Source organism: Allobosea sp. 117 (genome assembly GCF_000702305.1).
In the GTDB taxonomy this organism is placed as follows: domain Bacteria; phylum Pseudomonadota; class Alphaproteobacteria; order Rhizobiales; family Xanthobacteraceae; genus Ancylobacter.
This window is the reverse complement of record NZ_JNLC01000013.1, coordinates 221,856-237,956: the sequence shown is the minus strand read 5'-3', so window position 1 is coordinate 237,956 and position 16,101 is coordinate 221,856. Positions and strand designations below refer to the sequence as shown.

At 66.7% G+C, this 16,101-nt stretch carries 18 protein-coding genes; 12 read left to right on the top strand and 6 right to left on the bottom strand.

From position 1 onward, the window contains the following. Position 1: 1 nt before the first annotated feature. The 6 genes from groL to U742_RS0112265 all read left to right on the top strand — a co-directional run bounded on the left by groL (position 2) and on the right by U742_RS0112265 (position 3,629). Positions 2-1,627, top strand: a complete 1,626-nt coding sequence (groL, locus tag U742_RS0112290; RefSeq protein WP_029353409.1) for a chaperonin GroEL — start codon at positions 2-4, stop codon at positions 1,625-1,627. Positions 1,628-1,701: 74 nt separating this feature from the next. Continuing rightward, entirely contained in the window at positions 1,702-2,094 is a 393-nt protein-coding gene (locus U742_RS0112285) for a hypothetical protein (protein ID WP_029353407.1), read from the top strand. A 438-nt stretch (positions 2,095-2,532) separates the two neighbouring features. Then, positions 2,533-2,742: a cold-shock protein gene (locus tag U742_RS0112280; protein WP_029353405.1), complete on the top strand. Its 210-nt coding sequence runs from the start codon at positions 2,533-2,535 to the stop codon at positions 2,740-2,742. Positions 2,743-2,848: 106 nt separating this feature from the next. Beyond that, the gene (locus U742_RS0112275) at positions 2,849-3,073 is read left to right on the top strand and encodes a hypothetical protein (protein ID WP_029353403.1); all 225 of its coding nucleotides are present in this window, start codon (positions 2,849-2,851) and stop codon (positions 3,071-3,073) included. 41 nt (positions 3,074-3,114) lie between these two features. Further along, on the top strand, positions 3,115-3,318 hold the full coding sequence (locus U742_RS0112270; RefSeq protein ID WP_029353401.1) for a hypothetical protein: 204 nt from the start codon (positions 3,115-3,117) through the stop codon (positions 3,316-3,318). After that, positions 3,318-3,629: a DUF6481 family protein gene (locus U742_RS0112265; RefSeq protein ID WP_029353400.1), complete on the top strand. Its 312-nt coding sequence runs from the start codon at positions 3,318-3,320 to the stop codon at positions 3,627-3,629. The genes U742_RS0112270 and U742_RS0112265 overlap by 1 nt, the downstream gene beginning before the upstream one ends. 170 nt (positions 3,630-3,799) lie before the next feature. Here the strand turns inward: U742_RS0112265 and U742_RS0112260 are convergent, their stop codons facing one another. The 3 genes from U742_RS0112260 to U742_RS0112250 all read right to left on the bottom strand — a co-directional run bounded on the left by U742_RS0112260 (position 3,800) and on the right by U742_RS0112250 (position 6,568). After that, positions 3,800-4,918 (bottom strand): MFS transporter, encoded by a 1,119-nt coding sequence (locus U742_RS0112260; RefSeq protein ID WP_029353398.1) that lies wholly within the window; start codon positions 4,916-4,918, stop codon positions 3,800-3,802. Positions 4,919-4,999: 81 nt separating this feature from the next. Then, a complete protein-coding gene (locus tag U742_RS0112255) occupies positions 5,000-5,638 on the bottom strand; it encodes a ThuA domain-containing protein (RefSeq protein WP_029353397.1) in 639 nt (212 codons plus the stop codon). 129 nt (positions 5,639-5,767) lie between these two features. Then, complete coding sequence (locus tag U742_RS0112250; protein WP_029353395.1) at positions 5,768-6,568, bottom strand: IclR family transcriptional regulator; 801 nt, start codon at positions 6,566-6,568, stop codon at positions 5,768-5,770. Positions 6,569-6,807: 239 nt separating this feature from the next. Between U742_RS0112250 and U742_RS0112245 the strand changes: the two genes are divergently transcribed. Genes U742_RS0112245 through U742_RS0112225 form a run of 5 tightly spaced genes read left to right on the top strand, consistent with a single transcriptional unit; the run spans position 6,808 to position 12,348 of the window. Then, positions 6,808-7,848, top strand: coding sequence for an ABC transporter substrate-binding protein (locus U742_RS0112245; RefSeq protein WP_038361459.1), 1,041 nt, complete (start codon positions 6,808-6,810; stop codon positions 7,846-7,848). Positions 7,849-7,886: 38 nt separating this feature from the next. Continuing rightward, positions 7,887-8,966 carry an ABC transporter ATP-binding protein gene (locus U742_RS0112240; RefSeq protein ID WP_051661117.1) on the top strand — a complete coding sequence of 360 codons (1,080 nt, stop codon included), beginning with the start codon at positions 7,887-7,889 and terminating at the stop codon, positions 8,964-8,966. After that, positions 8,963-9,865 (top strand): ABC transporter permease, encoded by a 903-nt coding sequence (locus U742_RS0112235; RefSeq protein ID WP_051661115.1) that lies wholly within the window; start codon positions 8,963-8,965, stop codon positions 9,863-9,865. Before U742_RS0112240 ends, U742_RS0112235 begins: the two co-directional genes overlap by 4 nt. Positions 9,866-9,875: 10 nt before the next feature. Further along, positions 9,876-10,679, top strand: a complete 804-nt coding sequence (locus U742_RS0112230) for an ABC transporter permease (RefSeq protein ID WP_029353388.1) — start codon at positions 9,876-9,878, stop codon at positions 10,677-10,679. Positions 10,680-10,716: 37 nt separating this feature from the next. Next, on the top strand, positions 10,717-12,348 hold the full coding sequence (locus U742_RS0112225) for a GMC family oxidoreductase (RefSeq protein WP_029353386.1): 1,632 nt from the start codon (positions 10,717-10,719) through the stop codon (positions 12,346-12,348). A gap of 286 nt (positions 12,349-12,634) precedes the next feature. Here the strand turns inward: U742_RS0112225 and radC are convergent, their stop codons facing one another. The 3 genes from radC to U742_RS0112210 form a co-directional block, all read right to left on the bottom strand. Further along, positions 12,635-13,393 carry a RadC family protein gene (gene radC / locus U742_RS0112220; protein WP_029353385.1) on the bottom strand — a complete coding sequence of 253 codons (759 nt, stop codon included), beginning with the start codon at positions 13,391-13,393 and terminating at the stop codon, positions 12,635-12,637. After that, on the bottom strand, positions 13,390-14,217 hold the full coding sequence (gene map, locus U742_RS0112215; protein ID WP_029353383.1) for a type I methionyl aminopeptidase: 828 nt from the start codon (positions 14,215-14,217) through the stop codon (positions 13,390-13,392). The genes radC and map overlap by 4 nt, the downstream gene beginning before the upstream one ends. 93 nt (positions 14,218-14,310) lie before the next feature. Beyond that, positions 14,311-15,180, bottom strand: coding sequence for a helix-turn-helix transcriptional regulator (locus U742_RS0112210; RefSeq protein WP_051661113.1), 870 nt, complete (start codon positions 15,178-15,180; stop codon positions 14,311-14,313). Between the two features lie 111 nt (positions 15,181-15,291). Here U742_RS0112210 and U742_RS0112205 point away from each other — a divergent pair, with 111 nt between their 5' ends. Further along, positions 15,292-16,065, top strand: coding sequence for an SDR family oxidoreductase (locus U742_RS0112205; protein WP_029353381.1), 774 nt, complete (start codon positions 15,292-15,294; stop codon positions 16,063-16,065). Positions 16,066-16,101: the final 36 nt, after the last annotated feature.

Genomic DNA, 16,101 nt, shown 5'->3' with positions numbered 1-16,101 from the left:
CATGTCTGCCAAGGAAATCAGATTCTCCACCGACGCCCGCGACCGCATGCTGCGCGGCGTCGAGCTGCTCAACAATGCCGTCAAGGTGACGCTGGGCCCGAAGGGTCGCAATGTCATCATAGAGAAAAGCTTCGGCGCCCCGCGCATCACCAAGGACGGCGTCACCGTCGCCAAGGAGATCGAGCTCGAGGACAAGTTCGAGAACATGGGCGCGCAGATGGTGCGCGAAGTGGCCTCGAAGACCAATGACCTCGCCGGCGACGGCACCACCACCGCCACCGTGCTCGCCGCCTCCATCCTGCGCGAAGGCGCCAAGCTGGTCGCCGCCGGGATGAACCCGATGGACCTCAAGCGCGGCATCGACCTCGGCGTGGCCGCCGTGGTCAAGGAAATCCAGGCCCGTGCCCGGAAGGTGGAGTCCTCGGCCGAGATAGCCCAGGTCGGCACGATTGCCGCCAATGGCGACGTCACCGTCGGCGAGATGATCGCCAGGGCGATGGACAAGGTCGGCAACGAGGGCGTCATCACTGTCGAGGAAGCCAAGACCGCCGAAACCGAGCTCGACGTCGTCGAGGGCATGCAGTTCGACCGCGGTTATCTTTCCCCGTACTTCATCACCAACACCGAAAAGATGCGCGCGGAGCTGGAGGACCCCTATATCCTCATCCACGAGAAGAAGCTCGGCAATCTGCAGGGCCTGCTGCCGATCCTCGAAGCCGTGGTGCAGACCGGCCGGCCGCTGCTGATCATCTCCGAGGACGTCGAGGGCGAGGCTCTGGCCACGCTCGTGGTCAACAAGCTGCGCGGCGGCCTTAAGGTTGTGGCGGTGAAGGCTCCGGGCTTCGGCGACCGCCGCAAGGCCATGCTGGAGGACGTCGCGATTCTCACGGCCGGCCAGGTGATCGCCGAAGATCTCGGCATCAAGCTCGAGAACGTCACCATCGACATGCTGGGCCGGGCGAAGCGCGTTCTGATCGAGAAGGAAACGACGACGATCATCGACGGCGCCGGCAACAAGGAGGCCATCGGGACCCGCGTCGCGCAGATCAAGGCGCAGATCGAGGAGACCACCTCGGACTACGACAGGGAGAAGCTGCAGGAGCGCCTCGCCAAGCTCGCCGGTGGCGTCGCGGTGATCCGCGTCGGCGGCGCCACAGAGACCGAGGTCAAGGAAAAGAAGGATCGCATCGACGATGCGCTGAACGCCACCCGCGCCGCCGTCGAGGAAGGCATCGTTCCCGGCGGCGGCGTCGCGCTGCTGCGCGCCAGGTCCGCCCTGCGCGCGCTGCCGGGCGGCAATGCCGACATGAGCGCCGGCATCAAGATCGTGCTGCGCGCGCTGGAGGCCCCGATCCGGCAGATCGCCGAGAACGCGGGGGTGGAAGGTTCGCTCGTGGTGGGCAGGCTCACCGACGGCAAGGACCACAATCAGGGCTTCGACGCGCAGACGGAAACCTATGTCGACATGATCAAGGCCGGCATCGTCGATCCCGCCAAGGTGGTGCGCACCGCCCTGCAGGATGCCGGCTCGATCGCGGCGCTGCTGATCACCGCCGAAGCGCTGATCGCCGACATTCCCGTCAAGGAACCCGCCTCGCCGGCCGGCACTGGCGGCATGGGCTACTGAGCACCGTGCCTGAATCGTTCGGCCAAGCATGGCCGGACGGCGGAATTACACCTTCAATCGGCAGGAGACTTCCAATGGCCATGCAGGGCAGCACCAAGACATCGCTCAGCCAGCGAGTTGACGACTATCGGCCCTCCAAGATGATCCTCGTATGGGCCTGCGTCGCCACGGCCGCGGCCACGATGATCATCGGATTCAACTGGGGCGGCTGGGTGACCGGCGGCACATCACGCACAGCGGCCACAACCGCAGGCGATGTCGCGCGCGGGGAACTGGCGTCCGCCATCTGCGTCGAGCGGTTCAACGCCGCGCCGGATGCGCCTGCCAAACTCGCCGAGTTCAAGGCGATCCCCGACAATTACAAGAAGCGCCAGTTTGTCGAGGCCGGCGGCTGGGCGATCATGCCCGGCCAGACCACGCCTGACCGTCGGGGCGTCGAAGGCTGCGCGACGGCCTTATCGACCTGATCTGTCTCGGGTCGAGCAGCGTAGCGTTGGGGGCAACTCCACCAACGCTACGCTGCTCGTCGGCCGACATCGCGCCAGTTCGGACGCGCGCGTTTTCTGCCCCCTTCAGCGAAAGGTGAGAGCGCATGCTCATCCGACGCGCCAGAAAGCCGGCGAGAGAGCAGGCCGTGAGAGATGGTCTCATCGCCGCGCCGAAGAAGAAGCTGATTATCGATCGAGCTGGCGCGAAGGTCGCACCTCGACCGGCCGAACAAAAATAAATCAGGCGTGGGTTGTAATATTCACCAGATCCCTATATGGTAAGGTATCGATCTGTTACGTTGAACTTTGTCTTGCGCAGAATTGCGCGTTAGCGAACTTCCTCTCAAATCGATATTCATGTGACGCTCATGAGGCTGTGAGCGATCGAATTTCTATGTCGGCTGAAAGGATATCGTCATGGCGGCAGGTACTGTGAAGTGGTTCAACGGGCAGAAGGGCTTCGGCTTCATTCAGCCCGACAATGGCGGGCCGGATGTGTTCGTCCATATTTCCGCGGTGGAGCGGGCCGGCCTCTTCGGCCTCAACGAGGGGCAGAAAATCTCCTACGAGGTCGAGACGGACCGTCGAAGCGGCAAGAACTCGGCCGGCAGCCTCCAGGCTGTGTGATCGTTGCCTCCGATCTTTGACCACGGATGTACTGGCATGGGTCGTTGAGGCAATCGTGGGAAGGCCGGGGAGACCCGGCCTTTTTCATTTGCGAAGGGAGTTGAGCATGATGGCGCCCGTGCGTGACACGGCTTTCAAGCCGAAGCTGTCCCAGACCGAGAGCAAGGCTGAAGCCGTCTCTCGGATCGCCAAATCCTTGATCAAGCAGGAAGCAGCGCTTCGCGAGGCCAAGACCGCACGTCTGCGGGAGGCCCGGCTGGCGAAGGAGGCCGTCGAGCACGCCGTCGAGACGAGCGCGCCGAAGCCGCCACGCACGCGTCCCAAGCGATAGCACCCGCCTGTTGCCCCTCACTGCTGAAGTAAACGGATCCCATGATATCCAAGCTTGAGACCCTCCACAGCCGGTTGCTGCTCCTACAGCGTGAGCTGCTTGCCGCAGCGGCTGAAGTCAATACCGGCCCGTCCGACAAGGCGCTTCAGAAAATCGCCAATCTTGAGATCGCCATCGGCGCCGTCGAATCGATGATCGACGACGAGACGAAGGTACACGCAGGTTCGCACGATACAGGGCAGTGATGAAGAACATCGATAGCTTCCAAGACCGGCAGAAAAACGCTGTCGCTGCCAAGGCGCGCATGATCGCGAAGCTTGCGGCTCGCCCCGGTACCGATGATCCTGTGGTTATTGCGAGAGCTGCGGAACGCCGGACCATCGACGAGGCGCGAACAGCCCGGCAAACCGAGCGGCAGAACGCGGAAGCGGCGAAGGAGAAGGCTCGGCAGGAAGCCGTCGCCCGGGAGGCCGCCGCGGATGAGGCCAGCGCCAAGGTGCGGCGCGATGCGCGTTACGCAGCAAGGAAGCTGCGCGCCGAGCCATCGGCTGGATGATCCAGCAAACAATGGCGACGTGCGCCGGGACACCCAAACGCATGCGGCGCCGTGGCAGCATCTCGAACGAGTGACATCGGCGATCGCCGTCGGCGCCTGGCTCACGGCCGGTGGCTGCGCGCCATGCTCGTCCGATATTTGGACAGTTTGGCTGGTGCGCGTCCCGCCACTCAGAGTGTTGCCGCGAGAACGAAGGCCAATCCTGCGAGTAACGCGCCTGCGATCGGAACGATGTCGATGCCCGACGTTTCGATCAGCACGCCGGAGAGGAACGCGGCGGCGCCGATCCCGACATTGAACGCGGCGGTGTTGAGGCTCGACGCAGCCGCCGACAATCCGCTGGCCTTTGCCGCCATCACGGCTTCCGTCTGCAGCAGCGCGGGCAGGCTGAAGGCGCAGAGACCCCACAGGAAGAGGGTGATGGTCAGCAGCACCGGGAGGTCGATGACGCGCGTGAGGGCCAGCAGGCAGCCGGCCACTCCGGCCAGCGCGGCCAGCGTGGGGATTGCGAACCCGATCCGGTCGCTGAGGCGGCCGGCGATCAGGTTGCCGGCGACCGTGCCGAACCCGAACACCGTCATGAAGGAGCCGGTGCCGACGCCGTCCTGGCGCAGCAGCGCGGGAAAATAGGTGAAGGCCATCGACGAACCGCCGAAGCCGAGAATGGTGACCGCATAGACGGCAATAAGGCGGCGGTTGCCGAGCAGCGCGACGAGATGCCGGGCCGGGGCGACCTCGAGGTCGCCGGCATCCGGCATGATCCTGTGCAGCGCGAGGAAGGCGAGCGCCGCCACGCCGCCGATGGCGGCGAAGACCAGTCGCCAGTTCTCGCCATCGCCCACCAGCGCCGCGAGGGGCACGCCGAGCACCATGGCGGCCGTGGGGCCGATGAAGACGATCGAGACCGCCTGCGTGGCGCGCGCGCGCTCCACCATCACGGCCGCGGCCGCCGTGCCGAGGCCATAGACCGCGCCCTGCGCAAGGCCGGAGAGTACCCGCCCGGCGATGAGCAGCGGATAGCTCGGAGCGAGGGCGGACAGCAGATTGGCCACCGCGAAGAGCAGGATGCCGTAGACGAGAATCGTGCGCACCCGTAGGCGCTGGCCGATGAGGTTGATGCCGACCGCGCCCCCGATCATCGCCAGCGCATAGACGCTGACCACCCGCCCCGCCTCGGGCAGCGACAGCGAGAATTCGAGGGCGATGCGCGGGATGATGCCGACGATGCCGAACTCCGTGGTCGCCATGGCGAAGGTGGTGACGGCCAGAATATAGACGCAAGGATGCACGGCACGCTCCGGGGCGGCGATGACGTCGGATGTCGGGGATAGGCAGATGGGGCAGCGCAGACCGCTGCCGGGAAGGCCTGCTCAGCGGGCCGCCCAGCGCAGCCCGCGCGCCAGCACGGTGCGCATTTCCGTGCAGTCGAACTCGTCCGGCACATGGCCGAGCGCGCTGACGAAGACGCGGCCGGAGCCGAACGGCTTTTTCCAGACCACCGGCATCGCGACGCCCTCGAGCCAGGGATAGGGCGTCGCGGAGAAGCAGGTCACCGCCAGCACCTCAGCGGCCGGGTCGACGTGCAGGTAATACTGCTCGGAGCGATAGTCGAAATCCGGGATGCCCGCGGTGATCGGATCGTCGCGATCGAGGATTTCGACGCGATAGTCGCGCACGCCGCCGGGCTCGGCGACATAGGAACCGCCGGCCATGAAGCGGAAGCGCTCATTGCCGCGGAAGCCGTCGAGCATGCCGCCATGAAAGCCACCGAGGCCGACGCCCGAGGCGATGGCGTCCCACAGCCGCTTGCTGGTCTCCACGCTCATCTCGCCGAGCGTCCAGTTCGGCACGATCAGGTCGTAGGCGTGAAGATCCTCCTCGGCATAGCTTTCGAGGCGCGAGGAGTGGGTGACCTCGAACTCGTCCACCAGCAGGTCGGCGACGCGGTGGGCGGCCTCATGCGGCCGGTGGGGCTCGTAGCCACCGGAAATAATCAAGCAACGTTTCATGACGCCTCTCCGGTGCCGACCCCACTCCGGTTCAAGCGGGCCCTTGTTCCAGATGTTGAGTCATAGACAACATTTGTTGTTCTATTTGTCGAGGACGCGCGCTGTCAAGCGGACTGCAGCCCTTACCGCTCAGTCCGCGAGGTCGCGGGAGATTTCGCCGGCGATGAGTTCGAGCGCGGAGGTGATGCGGCGGAAATGGTCGGAATCCGAGCCCACCAGCGCAGTGACGGTGGAGATGCCGACGGAGGCCACCGGCTCGCCCTGCGCGTCGAATACGGGGCGCGCCACGCAATGCAGGCCGCCATAGGATTCGCCGGCATCGACCGCATAGCCGCGCTCGCGGCACATCTCCAGGTCCATCATCAGTTCGGCCCTGGTGGTGATGGTGCGGTCGGTGAACTTGATGAATTCGTTGGCCTCGACCATGCGCTCGCGCCGATCCTTCGGCAGAAAGGCGACGATGGCCTTCGCCGCGGCCGAGGCATGGATGGGCTCCACGCCGCCGATCGAGTGCTGGATCGAGACGATCGAGTTGGAATGGGCGAAATCGGCCAGCAGTACCCGGTCGTTCACCAGCAGGCCGAGATGCGCCGTCTGCTGCGTCAGGTTCGCCAGGCGCTCAAGCTGACCGTGATAGGCGTCGATGATGCGGGTCTTCTGCCTGAGCTGCGAGGCCCAGTAATAGAGGCGGCCGCCGACCTCATACTCCTTGGTTTCCGCGTTCTTGCGGAGAAAGCCCCGGTATTCGAGGGTCTGCAGGAAGCGGAACGCCGACGCCTTGTCCATGTCGAATCGCTTGATGATCTCGGCGAGCTTCACCGGCGCGGGCGCGGAGATGATCTCGTCGAGGATCCGCAACCCCTTCTCCAGGCTCTGGATGTGGCCGGCCGGCGCCTCGCCCGTCTCGATCGTCTTGGTCGATTTGGGCATTCACTGCGTCCTCTTCGTTGACCTATGATCAACATGCTGATGCAGCACTTCGATAGCCGCGGTGGCGTCGCTGTGTCAAACTGTCCTCGGAGGCGTTCTCGGGAAAGGAACCTCGCCAATTTCATGCCGCGGGCTTGACAGTCCGTTCCGGCCATTCGTAGGTTCAAAACAACAAACGTTGTATATAAATCAAAAAATGAACCTCCAGGCCAACAAAGGGAACTGCAATGCGGACATGGGTGAAGCCTCTCCTTGCGGCGGGCGTATGTGCGCTCGCGCTCGCCACGCCCGCCTTCGCCGGCGGCACGGTCACGGTGCTGACGCCCGGCGGCTCGGTGAAGGATGGCGGTCGCGCCGCCCTCTGGGGTCCCGCCGCCGCGACGCTCGGCATCACGGTGCGCGAGGAAACCACCGATGAGGGCCTGCCCGCGGTGCGCCTGCAGGCGGGCGCGGGCCGGGTGACCTCCGACATCGTCTTCCTGTCCGCCTATGAGGCCGAACTGGGCGGCCGCGAGGGCATCCTCGAGCCCATCGACTATTCGGTCGTCGACAAGTCGAAATTCATGCCCGGCACGACCTCGCCCTTCTGTGTGGGCATCTATGGCTACGCCACCGTGCTCGCGTGGAACACCAAGACCTATCCGGCCAAGGCGCCGGCGGGCTGGAAGGATTTCTTCGACACCAAGGCCTTCCCCGGCAAGCGCGCCATGCGCGGCAACGCCGAGACGCAGATCGAGGTCGCCCTGCTCGGCGACGGCGTCGCGCCGGCCGACCTCTACAAGGTCATGTCCACCGACGAGGGCATCAAGCGCGCGCTCGACAGAATCCGCACCCTCAAGCCGAACATCGCGGTGTGGTGGTCGTCCGGCGCCCAGCATGCCCAACTGATGCAGGACGGCGAAGTCGACATGTCGACCGGCTGGAACGGGCGGTTCCAGAGCGCGAAGAAGGCGGGCGGCAAGACCGACTACACCTTCAACCAAGGCATCCTCGCCACTGACTGCTTCGCCGTGCCGAAAGGCGCGCCGAACAAGGAACTGGCGATGAAGATGATCGGCGCGATGTCCAACGCGAAGTCGCAGGCCGAACTTACCAAATTCATCACCTACGGGCCGGTCATCCCCGAGGCCTTCGAGGTCGGCATCATCCCGCCGGAGACCGCCCGGCTGCTGCCCACCCATCCGGATTATCGCGACAGGCTGATCATCCAGGACATCGGCTGGTGGGCGAAGAACAATGATCGCATCAAGGCGCTCTACGAAGACATGATGACCGAATGAGGCAGGGGGCGAGGCCGGCGATGCGTAGGGGGCGGCTTATGGCGCCGAAGTCCACCGGTGAGATCGCCCGCGCATCCGCGCAGGCGATCGAAATCCGCAACATCACCAAGCGATATGGCGATCAGACCGCGCTGCGGCGGGTCAGCCTCAGCGTGGAGCCGGGCGAGTTCGTCGCCATCCTCGGCTCGTCGGGCTCGGGCAAGAGCACGCTGCTCATGGCGCTTGCCGGCTTCGTCCAGATCGACGAGGGGGCGATCATCCTTCAGGGACGGGACATCGCACCCGTCCCGGCCAACGCCCGCGGCTTCGGCGTCGTGTTCCAGAACTACGCGCTGTTCCCGCACATGAGCGTCATCGACAACGTAATGTATCCGCTCAACCTGCGCGGCGTGCCGCGCCGGGAGGCGCGCGCCCGTGCTGCGGAGGCGCTGGCCACCGTGAAGCTGGCCGGCTTCGAGGATCGGCGGATCGATGCGCTCTCCGGCGGCCAGCGCCAGCGCGTCGCGCTCGCGCGGGCCATCGTCTACGAGCCGGCCGTGCTGCTCATGGACGAGCCGCTCTCCGCGCTCGACAAGTCGCTGCGCGAGGAGATGCAGATCGAGATTCGCGAACTGCACGACAAGCTGAACATCACCACGCTCTATGTCACCCACGACCAGCGCGAAGCCCTGACCATGGCGGACCGCATCGCGGTGATGAGCCGCGGGGAGATCGTGCAGGTGGACACGCCCGAGCGCATCTATCGCGAGCCGTCCAGCGAGTTCGTCGCCCGCTTCCTCGGCGAGGCGGTGCTGTTCGCCCGCGCCGCGGCCGGACGGCTGCTGACGGGCGGCGCGCTCGCCGAAAGCCCGGGCCGCGACCTCGTCATGCTGCGCAGCGAGGATCTGCGGCTGGACCCGGCACCGGGCGAGGCGTGCCTGTCGCTGCGTGCGCGGGTCCACGCCATCGTCTTCCAGGGCGATAGCTGGCTGGTGCAGCTCGACACGGCCGAGGGCGAGCGCTTCTGCGCGCGCGCGCAGCGGGCGTCCGCGGCCCGCATGGCGAGCCTGGCGTCGGGCGACGAGATCGACCTCTTCGTGCGCGCCGCCGACATTCATCACGTCAGGGCGGATGCATGATCGCGCAAGGTTCCGACATGGCCGGCGCGATGACCGCGGCTCCCGCCCCCGGAGGCGAGCCGAAGCTTCGCCTGCGCCGCTGGCTCGAGACGGCCCTTCCCGTGGCGCCCGGCCTCGCCATCGTGTTCGCCTTCGTGCTGCTGCCGTGCCTGTGGCTGGTCTGGCTGTCGCTGTTCAACGATACCGGCCAGATCAGCGGCGAGAACTACCAGCGCATCGCCGAACAGGTGAGCTATCGGCGCATCTTCGTCACCACCTTCTCGGTCAGCCTGCAGACGGTGCTGTGCTGCCTCGTGCTCGGCGTGCCGCTCGCGACCTTCATCGTCTCCCTGCCGGAGCGCACCCGGGCGCTGTTCGTCGCCTTCATCCTGTTCCCGCTCTGGACCTCGCTCCTGGTCAGGGCCTATGCGTGGCTGGTGATCCTGCAGCGCAACGGGCTGATCAATAGCTGGCTCCTGCAGGCCGGTCTCATCGACGAGCCGCTGCCGCTCGCCTTCAACGCCTTCGCCACCGTGCTCGGCATGACGCACATCATGCTGCCCGTCTTCCTGCTGCCGGTGATCGGCGCCATGAGCGGCATCGACCGTGGCTTGATGCGTGCCGCCGCGAGCATGGGCGCCTCGCGCGCCCATGCCTACCGCACCGTGTTCCTGCCGCTGGCGCTGCCGGGAATCCTCGCCGGCGCGACGCTGGTGTTCGTGATGAGCCTCGGCTTCTACGTGACGCCGGCGATCCTGGGGGGCGGCAATGTGCAGGTGATCTCGATGCGCATCGCGCGCAGCCTGTCGACCTATTCCAACTTCGGCGCGGCCGCCGCCATCGGCGTGGTGCTGCTGATCGCGACCTTCGCGATGCTGGGCGTGAGCCTCACGCTTCGCAAGCTGCTGCTGCGACGCTGAGGAGACCTCGATGCTGGACGGATTCGGACAGAACCGGCTGCTCGCCGCCTTCGGCTGGGCCTTCGCGCTGGCGATGATGGCGTTCCTCGTCGCGCCTTCGCTCATCGTCGTGCCGATGTCGTTCTCGGCGTCGGACTTCCTGGAGTTCCCGCCGCGCGAGTTCTCGTTGCGCTGGTATGCGAGCTTCTGGGAATCCGTGACATGGCTGCAGGCGGCGCGGGCCTCGCTGCTGATCGGCGCGCTCACCGTCGCGCTCGCGCTGCCGCTCGGCACGCTTGCCGCCTATGGCACGCGCGATCTGCCGCCGCGCGCGCAGGTCGCGGTGGGCGCGGTGCTGCTGATGCCGGCCATCATCCCTTCGATCCTGGTCGCCATCGGCCTGTTCTTCCTGCTGGCGAAGCTCGATCTGATCGGCACCTATGCCGGGGTCGTCCTCGGCCACGCCGCGCTCGCCATGCCGGTGGTCTATGTGATCATGACCGCCGCCTTCGCCGATTTCGACCGCAACCTCGAACGCGCCGCGCAGAGCCTGGGGGCTTCGCGCTGGACGATCTGGCGCACCGTCATCATCCCCAACATCAAGGGGGCGTTGTTCGCGGCCGGACTGCTCGCCTTCGTCACCTCGCTCGACGAGGTGGTGGTGGCGATGTTCATCACCAGCGGGTCCAACGCCACCTTGCCGAAAGTGATGTTCAGCGCCCTGCGCGACCACATCGACCCGACCGTGGCGGCGATCTCCACCATGCTCATCGCCGTCGCTGTCGGAGCCGTCGTCGCGCTTCTGCGCGGCGAACGGCGGCGACGGAGCGCGTGAGCCGCCCGATCGCGACCCTTGCGTCTCGAGGACGACAATGGACAGCAGTGACGGAGCCCGGCCGCTCGACGGCGGTTCCTACGACTTCATCGTGGTGGGCGCCGGCTCGGCGGGTTGCGTGCTCGCCGCCCGGCTGAGCGAGAACGGCCGGCACCGCGTGCTGCTCCTCGAGGCGGGGCCGGCGGACCGCAATCCGTGGATCCACCTGCCGATGGGCTATTCGAAGCTCTACGCCGACCGCCGCTACAACTGGATGTATGAGAGCGAGCCGGAGCCGGGGCTCAACGGGCGCACCAGCTATCAGCCACGCGGCAGGACGCTCGGCGGCTCCTCGTCGATCAACGGCATGATGTATGTGCGCGGCAACCGGCGCGATTTCGACGACTGGGCCAAGGCCGGCTGCACCGGATGGTCGTACAGCGAAATCCTGCCCTACTTCAGGAAGGCCGAGGACCAGTCGCGCGGCGCCGATGCCTATCATGGCGTGGGCGGCCCCCTGAAGGTCTCCGACCAGTCCTTCGCCCGCGAGCTGCCGAACGCGCTGTGCGCGGCCGCGCGGCAGGCGGGGCTGGCCGACAATCCCGACTTCAATGGCGGGGAGCAGGACGGCTTCGGCTACTATCAGATGAACATCCACAAGGGCCGGCGCTGGAGCGCGGCGCGGGGCTATCTCGCCCCGGCGCGGCGGCGGCCCAATCTGCGCATCGTGACGGATGCGCTCGCCGAGCGCCTCATCGTCTCGGGCCGGGAGGTGCGGGGCGTCCGCTACCTCCAGCGCGGCAAGGTCTATGAGGCGCTGGCGCGCGAGACGGTGGTCTGCGCCGGCACCATCGCCTCGCCACAACTGCTCATGCTCTCAGGGATCGGCCCGGCCGACCAGCTTGCGGCGCACGGGATCGACTGCGTCGCCGACCGGCGGGAGGTCGGGGCCAATCTGCAGGATCACACCTGCATCCAGCTCATGTTCCGCTGCACGCGGCCGATCACGGTCAATGATCTCGCCAACAGCTTTGCCCGCAAGATGGCGGCGGGCCTTCAGTATCTGGTCCTGCGCTCGGGCTACCTTGCCGAGACCGGCATCTATGTCGGCGGCTTCGCCCGCAGCGATCCGGCGCTCGACCGCCCCGACGTGCAGATGGCGATGGCGGCCTGGACGGTGGCGGAGCGCAGCATCGAGGGCGCGCGTCCGCATCCCTTCTCCGGCTTCAGCTTCAGCCCGGAACACGTCAATCCGGATGCGCGCGGCACGGTCCGCCTGCGTTCGGCCGATCCGGCGGCGCCGCCCTCCATCCGGTTCAATTTCTTCCAGACCGACTACGACATCGGCGCCATGCTGTTCGGCATCCGCCTCGTGCGGCGCATCACCGAACAGCCGGCGATCCAGCCCTATATTGCGGGCGAGTTGCAGCCCGGATGCGAGGTCCGCAGCGACGCCGAACTGATCGACTTCATCCGCGAAAAGGCCGGCTCGGACATCCATGCCGCCGGAACCTGCCGGATGGGAGCGGACGGCACTGCCGTCGTCGACCCTCGGCTCAGGGTAAACGGGGTTACCGGGCTGCGCGTCGCCGACGCCTCGATCATGCCGCGCGTGGTGCGCGGCAACACCCATGCGGCGACGGTCATGATCGGCGAAAAGGCGGCTGACATGATGCTGGCGGACAAATAGAGCGTTTTCGAGCGAAGTGGAAACCGGTTCGCAGGAAGAAAACGCGATAAAATAAGAACTTAGAGTCGTTCAGCGTTTCCTCGGGCAAACCACCGTCGTCGAAGCGAGAAGCATCTGATTGCGTCGACCGCCTGCTTTCGGGCTTTCAGCTACCTCCGGCTCCCGGCGCAATCTGACAATTGCGGGCGCGAAGCGACCCCGCCTATGTGCGCGCTATTTCACGCCAGAACGCTCCCGCGCTCCGAAGCGGCCTTGCTTCATCCCGCAAATGGCGTGTTCCGCCCGCTCAGATCAGCCGCAGGCCCTTGAGGCTGGCATGGCCCTGCTTGCCGACGATGATGTGGTCATGCACCTCGATGCCGAGCGGCTTGGCCACATCTATGATGGTCTTGGTCATCTGGATGTCGGCATTGGACGGCGTCGGGTCGCCGCTCGGGTGGTTGTGGACGAGCACAACCGCGCTCGCCGAGAGCTCCAGCGCCCGCTTCACCACCTCGCGCGGATAGACCGGCGTGTGGTCGACCGTGCCGCGCTGCTGCACCTCGTCGGCAATGAGTTGGTTGCGCTTGTCGAGGAACAGCACGCGGAACTGCTCGTGATCGGCGAACGCCATGGCGGCGCGGCAATGCTCGATCACCACCTTCCAGGAGGAGAGCACGGGGCGCGCGCTCACCTTGCCGCGCGTCACCCGCTCGACCGCCGCGCCGATCAGCTTCAGCTCGGTGACGATCGCCTCGCCCACCCCCTTCACCTCGCGCAGCCGCGCCGGCGGCGCCGCGACGACCTCGGCGAAGGAGCCGAAATGCTGGACGAGCTGCTTGGCGAGCGGCTTCACGTCGGCCCGCGACACCGCGCGGAACAGCACCAGCTCCAGCAGTTCGTAGTCGGGCAGCGCGTCGCCGCCCGCCTTGCGGAAGCGCTCGCGCAGCCGTTCGCGGTGCCCGACGAAATGCGGCGCGGCCTCAGCAAGGCCGGAGGGAGCATCCTCCGGCGCCGCGGCGGCGGGCGCCGCGCCCTCCCCCGCTGGCGCCGGGTCGCGGCTCATGAAGAGGCGAAGACCGGCTTGTGGTAGCCCTTCGGCGACAGCGTGAAGATCTCGACGCCGGTCTCGGTCACGCCGACCGAATGCTCGAACTGGGCGGAGAGCGAGCGGTCGCGCGTCACCGCCGTCCAGCCGTCGGAGAGCACCTTCACATGCGGCCGGCCGAGATTGATCATCGGCTCGACGGTGAAGATCATGCCCGGCAGCAGCTCCGGCCCCTGGCCGCGCGTGCCGACATGCACGACGTTCGGCTCGTCGTGGAATAGCTGGCCGACCCCATGGCCGCAGAAGTCGCGCACCACGCTCATGTGGAACGGTTCGACATATTCCTGGATCGCCGCCCCGATGTCGCCGACATGCGCGCCCGGCCTGATCACGCCGATGCCGCGCATCATCGATTCATAGGTAACGTCGAGCAGCCGCTCGGCCCGGCGCGGAATGGCGCCGACCGGGAACATGCGGCTCGAATCGCCGTACCAGCCGTCATAGATCAGCGTGACGTCGACATTGACGATGTCGCCCTCGCGCAGCGGCTTGTCGTTCGGGATGCCGTGGCAGACGACGTGGTTGATCGAGGTGCAGGTGGACTTGCGGTAGCCGCGATACATCAGCGTCGCCGGCAGCGCGCCGTGATCCATCGCGAACTCGAAGACGAGATCGTCGATGGCTTCCGTGGTCACGCCGGGGCGCACCATCTCGTGCACCAGGTCGAGCGCTTCCGCCGCCAGCCGTCCGGCGCGGCGCATGGCGGCGAAGCCTTCCGGACCGTGCAGCTTGATGTGTCCGGTCTTGCGCAGCGGCGCACCGGCCGCTTCCACATAGCTCATCGTTCGAAAATCCAGATGTTGTGACGCCGAATGTAAGCCCTGCGCCGCCGGACGCAAGCGCGCGAGCCTCGTGCGCTTGTCCCGCCCACCGCTTCAGCGGCCGAAAAGCCGCCGATAGGCGCTGGGCGACACCCCCTCATGCTGGCGAAAGGTGGTGGAGAAATGGCTGGGCGTCGAAAAGCCGACGCTGAGCGCGACGGTTGTCAGCGGCAGGCCGGTGGTCGCCAGCAGGCGCTTGGCCTCCGCGAGGCGCCGCGCGATCACATATTGGCGCGGCGTCATGCCGAAGGCGGCGCGGAACGCGACCAGCAGCTCGTGCACGCTCATGCCGACCAGCGCCGCCAGTTCGTCGAGGCTCTGCCGCGCCTCGAGACGATCGCAGACGCAGGCTTCCAGCAGGCGCCGCTGATGTGCGGTGAGCTGCGGCGCCGCCCGGCGCTGCTCCCTTGCCGCACCATAGGCATGGGCGAGGTGAAGCCGCGTGGTCTCGACCAGCGAGGCGAGCAGCATGCGCGACAGGTCGTCCTCGTGCCCCATCACCGCGTCGAGCCGCGCCGCGAGCTGGTGCAGGAAGGGGTCGCGCTGGCCGATGCGCGGGGCAACGTCCCGCCCGCCGATCAGCCCGCCGGGCACGGTGAACTCGGCGAAGCGGACGGTGTCCCCCTGCGCGAGGGCGGAATAGCGGCAGCCGGCGGGAATGACCCACAGATCGCCGACCTGCGGCAGCACGCGCCCCGAGGGTCCGCGCGCGAACACCGATTCCATCGACGACAGCCGGCCGGCCAGATGCACGACGAAGACGTGGCTCGGCTCCTCGAACGACCAGTCGGTGAGCGCGCGCACGTCCTCCTGGGCGAGGGTCACGCCCACCCCGCCGATGTTCTCCGAGCGGCGGGACAGCACCACGCGGGGCGACGCGCCGGAAGCGTCGGCGGCCATCTCGCCCTGAATCTGCTGGGCCATTCCGTGCCCTCCTGTGGCCTTCGGAGATTTCGAAAGAGCGCCGGACATTCAGAAAGCACGATCGACGGTAGCGGACTAGCTTGCCCGCGCAACCCATTCGTGAGGGGATTCATGAGTAAGCACGACATCGCCGGCAAGAACGTGATCATCGCCGGCGGCGCGAAGAACCTCGGCGGCCTCATCGCGCGCGATCTCGCCGCCAGCGGCGCCCGCGCCATCGCCATTCACTACAACAGCGCCGCGAGCCGCAGCGCGGCGGAGGAAACCGCCAATGCGGTGCGCTTCGCCGGCAGCGAGCCCTTCCTGTTCCAGGGCGATCTCACCAGCGCCGCCGCCGTGGAGAAGCTGTTCGCCGACGCCACCGCGGCGCTCGGCTCGCTCGACATCGCCATCAACACCGTCGGCAAGGTGCTGAAGAAGCCGATGGTCGAGATCTCCGAGGCCGAATATGACGAGATGAGCGCGGTCAACGCGAAGACCGCCTTCTTCTTCATCAAGGAAGCCGGCAAGCACCTGAACGACAACGGCAAGATCGTGACCCTCGTCACCTCGCTGCTCGGTGCCTTCACGCCCTTCTATGCGAGCTATGCCGGCACCAAGGCGCCGGTCGAGCACTTCACGCGCGCGGCCTCCAAGGAATTCGGTGCGCGGGGCATCTCGGTCACCGCGATCGGCCCCGGCCCGATGGACACGCCGTTCTTCTACCCGGCCGAGGGCGCCGACGCGGTCGCCTACCACAAGACGGCGGCGGCGCTGTCGCCTTCGTCCAAAACCGGCCTCACCGACATCGAGGACATCGTGCCGTGGATCCGCCTGCTGGTCTCCGAGGGCTGGTGGATGACCGGGCAGACCATCCTCGTGAACGGCGGCTACACCACCAAGTGAGCCGACAGGCCTGAACAAACGGCCTGACTCCCTCCC

What these genes read in the sequence shown, in the direction of transcription:
- groL (WP_029353409.1), top strand. Translation starts at nt 2, where the DNA reads ATGTCTGCCAAGGAAATCAGATTCTCCACCGACGCCCGCGACCGCATG.
- U742_RS0112285 (WP_029353407.1), top strand. Translation starts at nt 1,702, where the DNA reads ATGGCCATGCAGGGCAGCACCAAGACATCGCTCAGCCAGCGAGTTGAC.
- U742_RS0112280 (WP_029353405.1), top strand. Translation starts at nt 2,533, where the DNA reads ATGGCGGCAGGTACTGTGAAGTGGTTCAACGGGCAGAAGGGCTTCGGC.
- U742_RS0112275 (WP_029353403.1), top strand. Translation starts at nt 2,849, where the DNA reads ATGATGGCGCCCGTGCGTGACACGGCTTTCAAGCCGAAGCTGTCCCAG.
- U742_RS0112270 (WP_029353401.1), top strand. Translation starts at nt 3,115, where the DNA reads ATGATATCCAAGCTTGAGACCCTCCACAGCCGGTTGCTGCTCCTACAG.
- U742_RS0112265 (WP_029353400.1), top strand. Translation starts at nt 3,318, where the DNA reads ATGAAGAACATCGATAGCTTCCAAGACCGGCAGAAAAACGCTGTCGCT.
- U742_RS0112255 (WP_029353397.1), bottom strand. Translation starts at nt 5,638, where the DNA reads ATGAAACGTTGCTTGATTATTTCCGGTGGCTACGAGCCCCACCGGCCG.
- U742_RS0112250 (WP_029353395.1), bottom strand. Translation starts at nt 6,568, where the DNA reads ATGCCCAAATCGACCAAGACGATCGAGACGGGCGAGGCGCCGGCCGGC.
- U742_RS0112240 (WP_051661117.1), top strand. Translation starts at nt 7,887, where the DNA reads ATGGCGCCGAAGTCCACCGGTGAGATCGCCCGCGCATCCGCGCAGGCG.
- U742_RS0112235 (WP_051661115.1), top strand. Translation starts at nt 8,963, where the DNA reads ATGATCGCGCAAGGTTCCGACATGGCCGGCGCGATGACCGCGGCTCCC.
- U742_RS0112230 (WP_029353388.1), top strand. Translation starts at nt 9,876, where the DNA reads ATGCTGGACGGATTCGGACAGAACCGGCTGCTCGCCGCCTTCGGCTGG.
- U742_RS0112225 (WP_029353386.1), top strand. Translation starts at nt 10,717, where the DNA reads ATGGACAGCAGTGACGGAGCCCGGCCGCTCGACGGCGGTTCCTACGAC.
- radC (WP_029353385.1), bottom strand. Translation starts at nt 13,393, where the DNA reads ATGAGCCGCGACCCGGCGCCAGCGGGGGAGGGCGCGGCGCCCGCCGCC.
- map (WP_029353383.1), bottom strand. Translation starts at nt 14,217, where the DNA reads ATGAGCTATGTGGAAGCGGCCGGTGCGCCGCTGCGCAAGACCGGACAC.
- U742_RS0112210 (WP_051661113.1), bottom strand. Translation starts at nt 15,180, where the DNA reads ATGGCCCAGCAGATTCAGGGCGAGATGGCCGCCGACGCTTCCGGCGCG.
- U742_RS0112205 (WP_029353381.1), top strand. Translation starts at nt 15,292, where the DNA reads ATGAGTAAGCACGACATCGCCGGCAAGAACGTGATCATCGCCGGCGGC.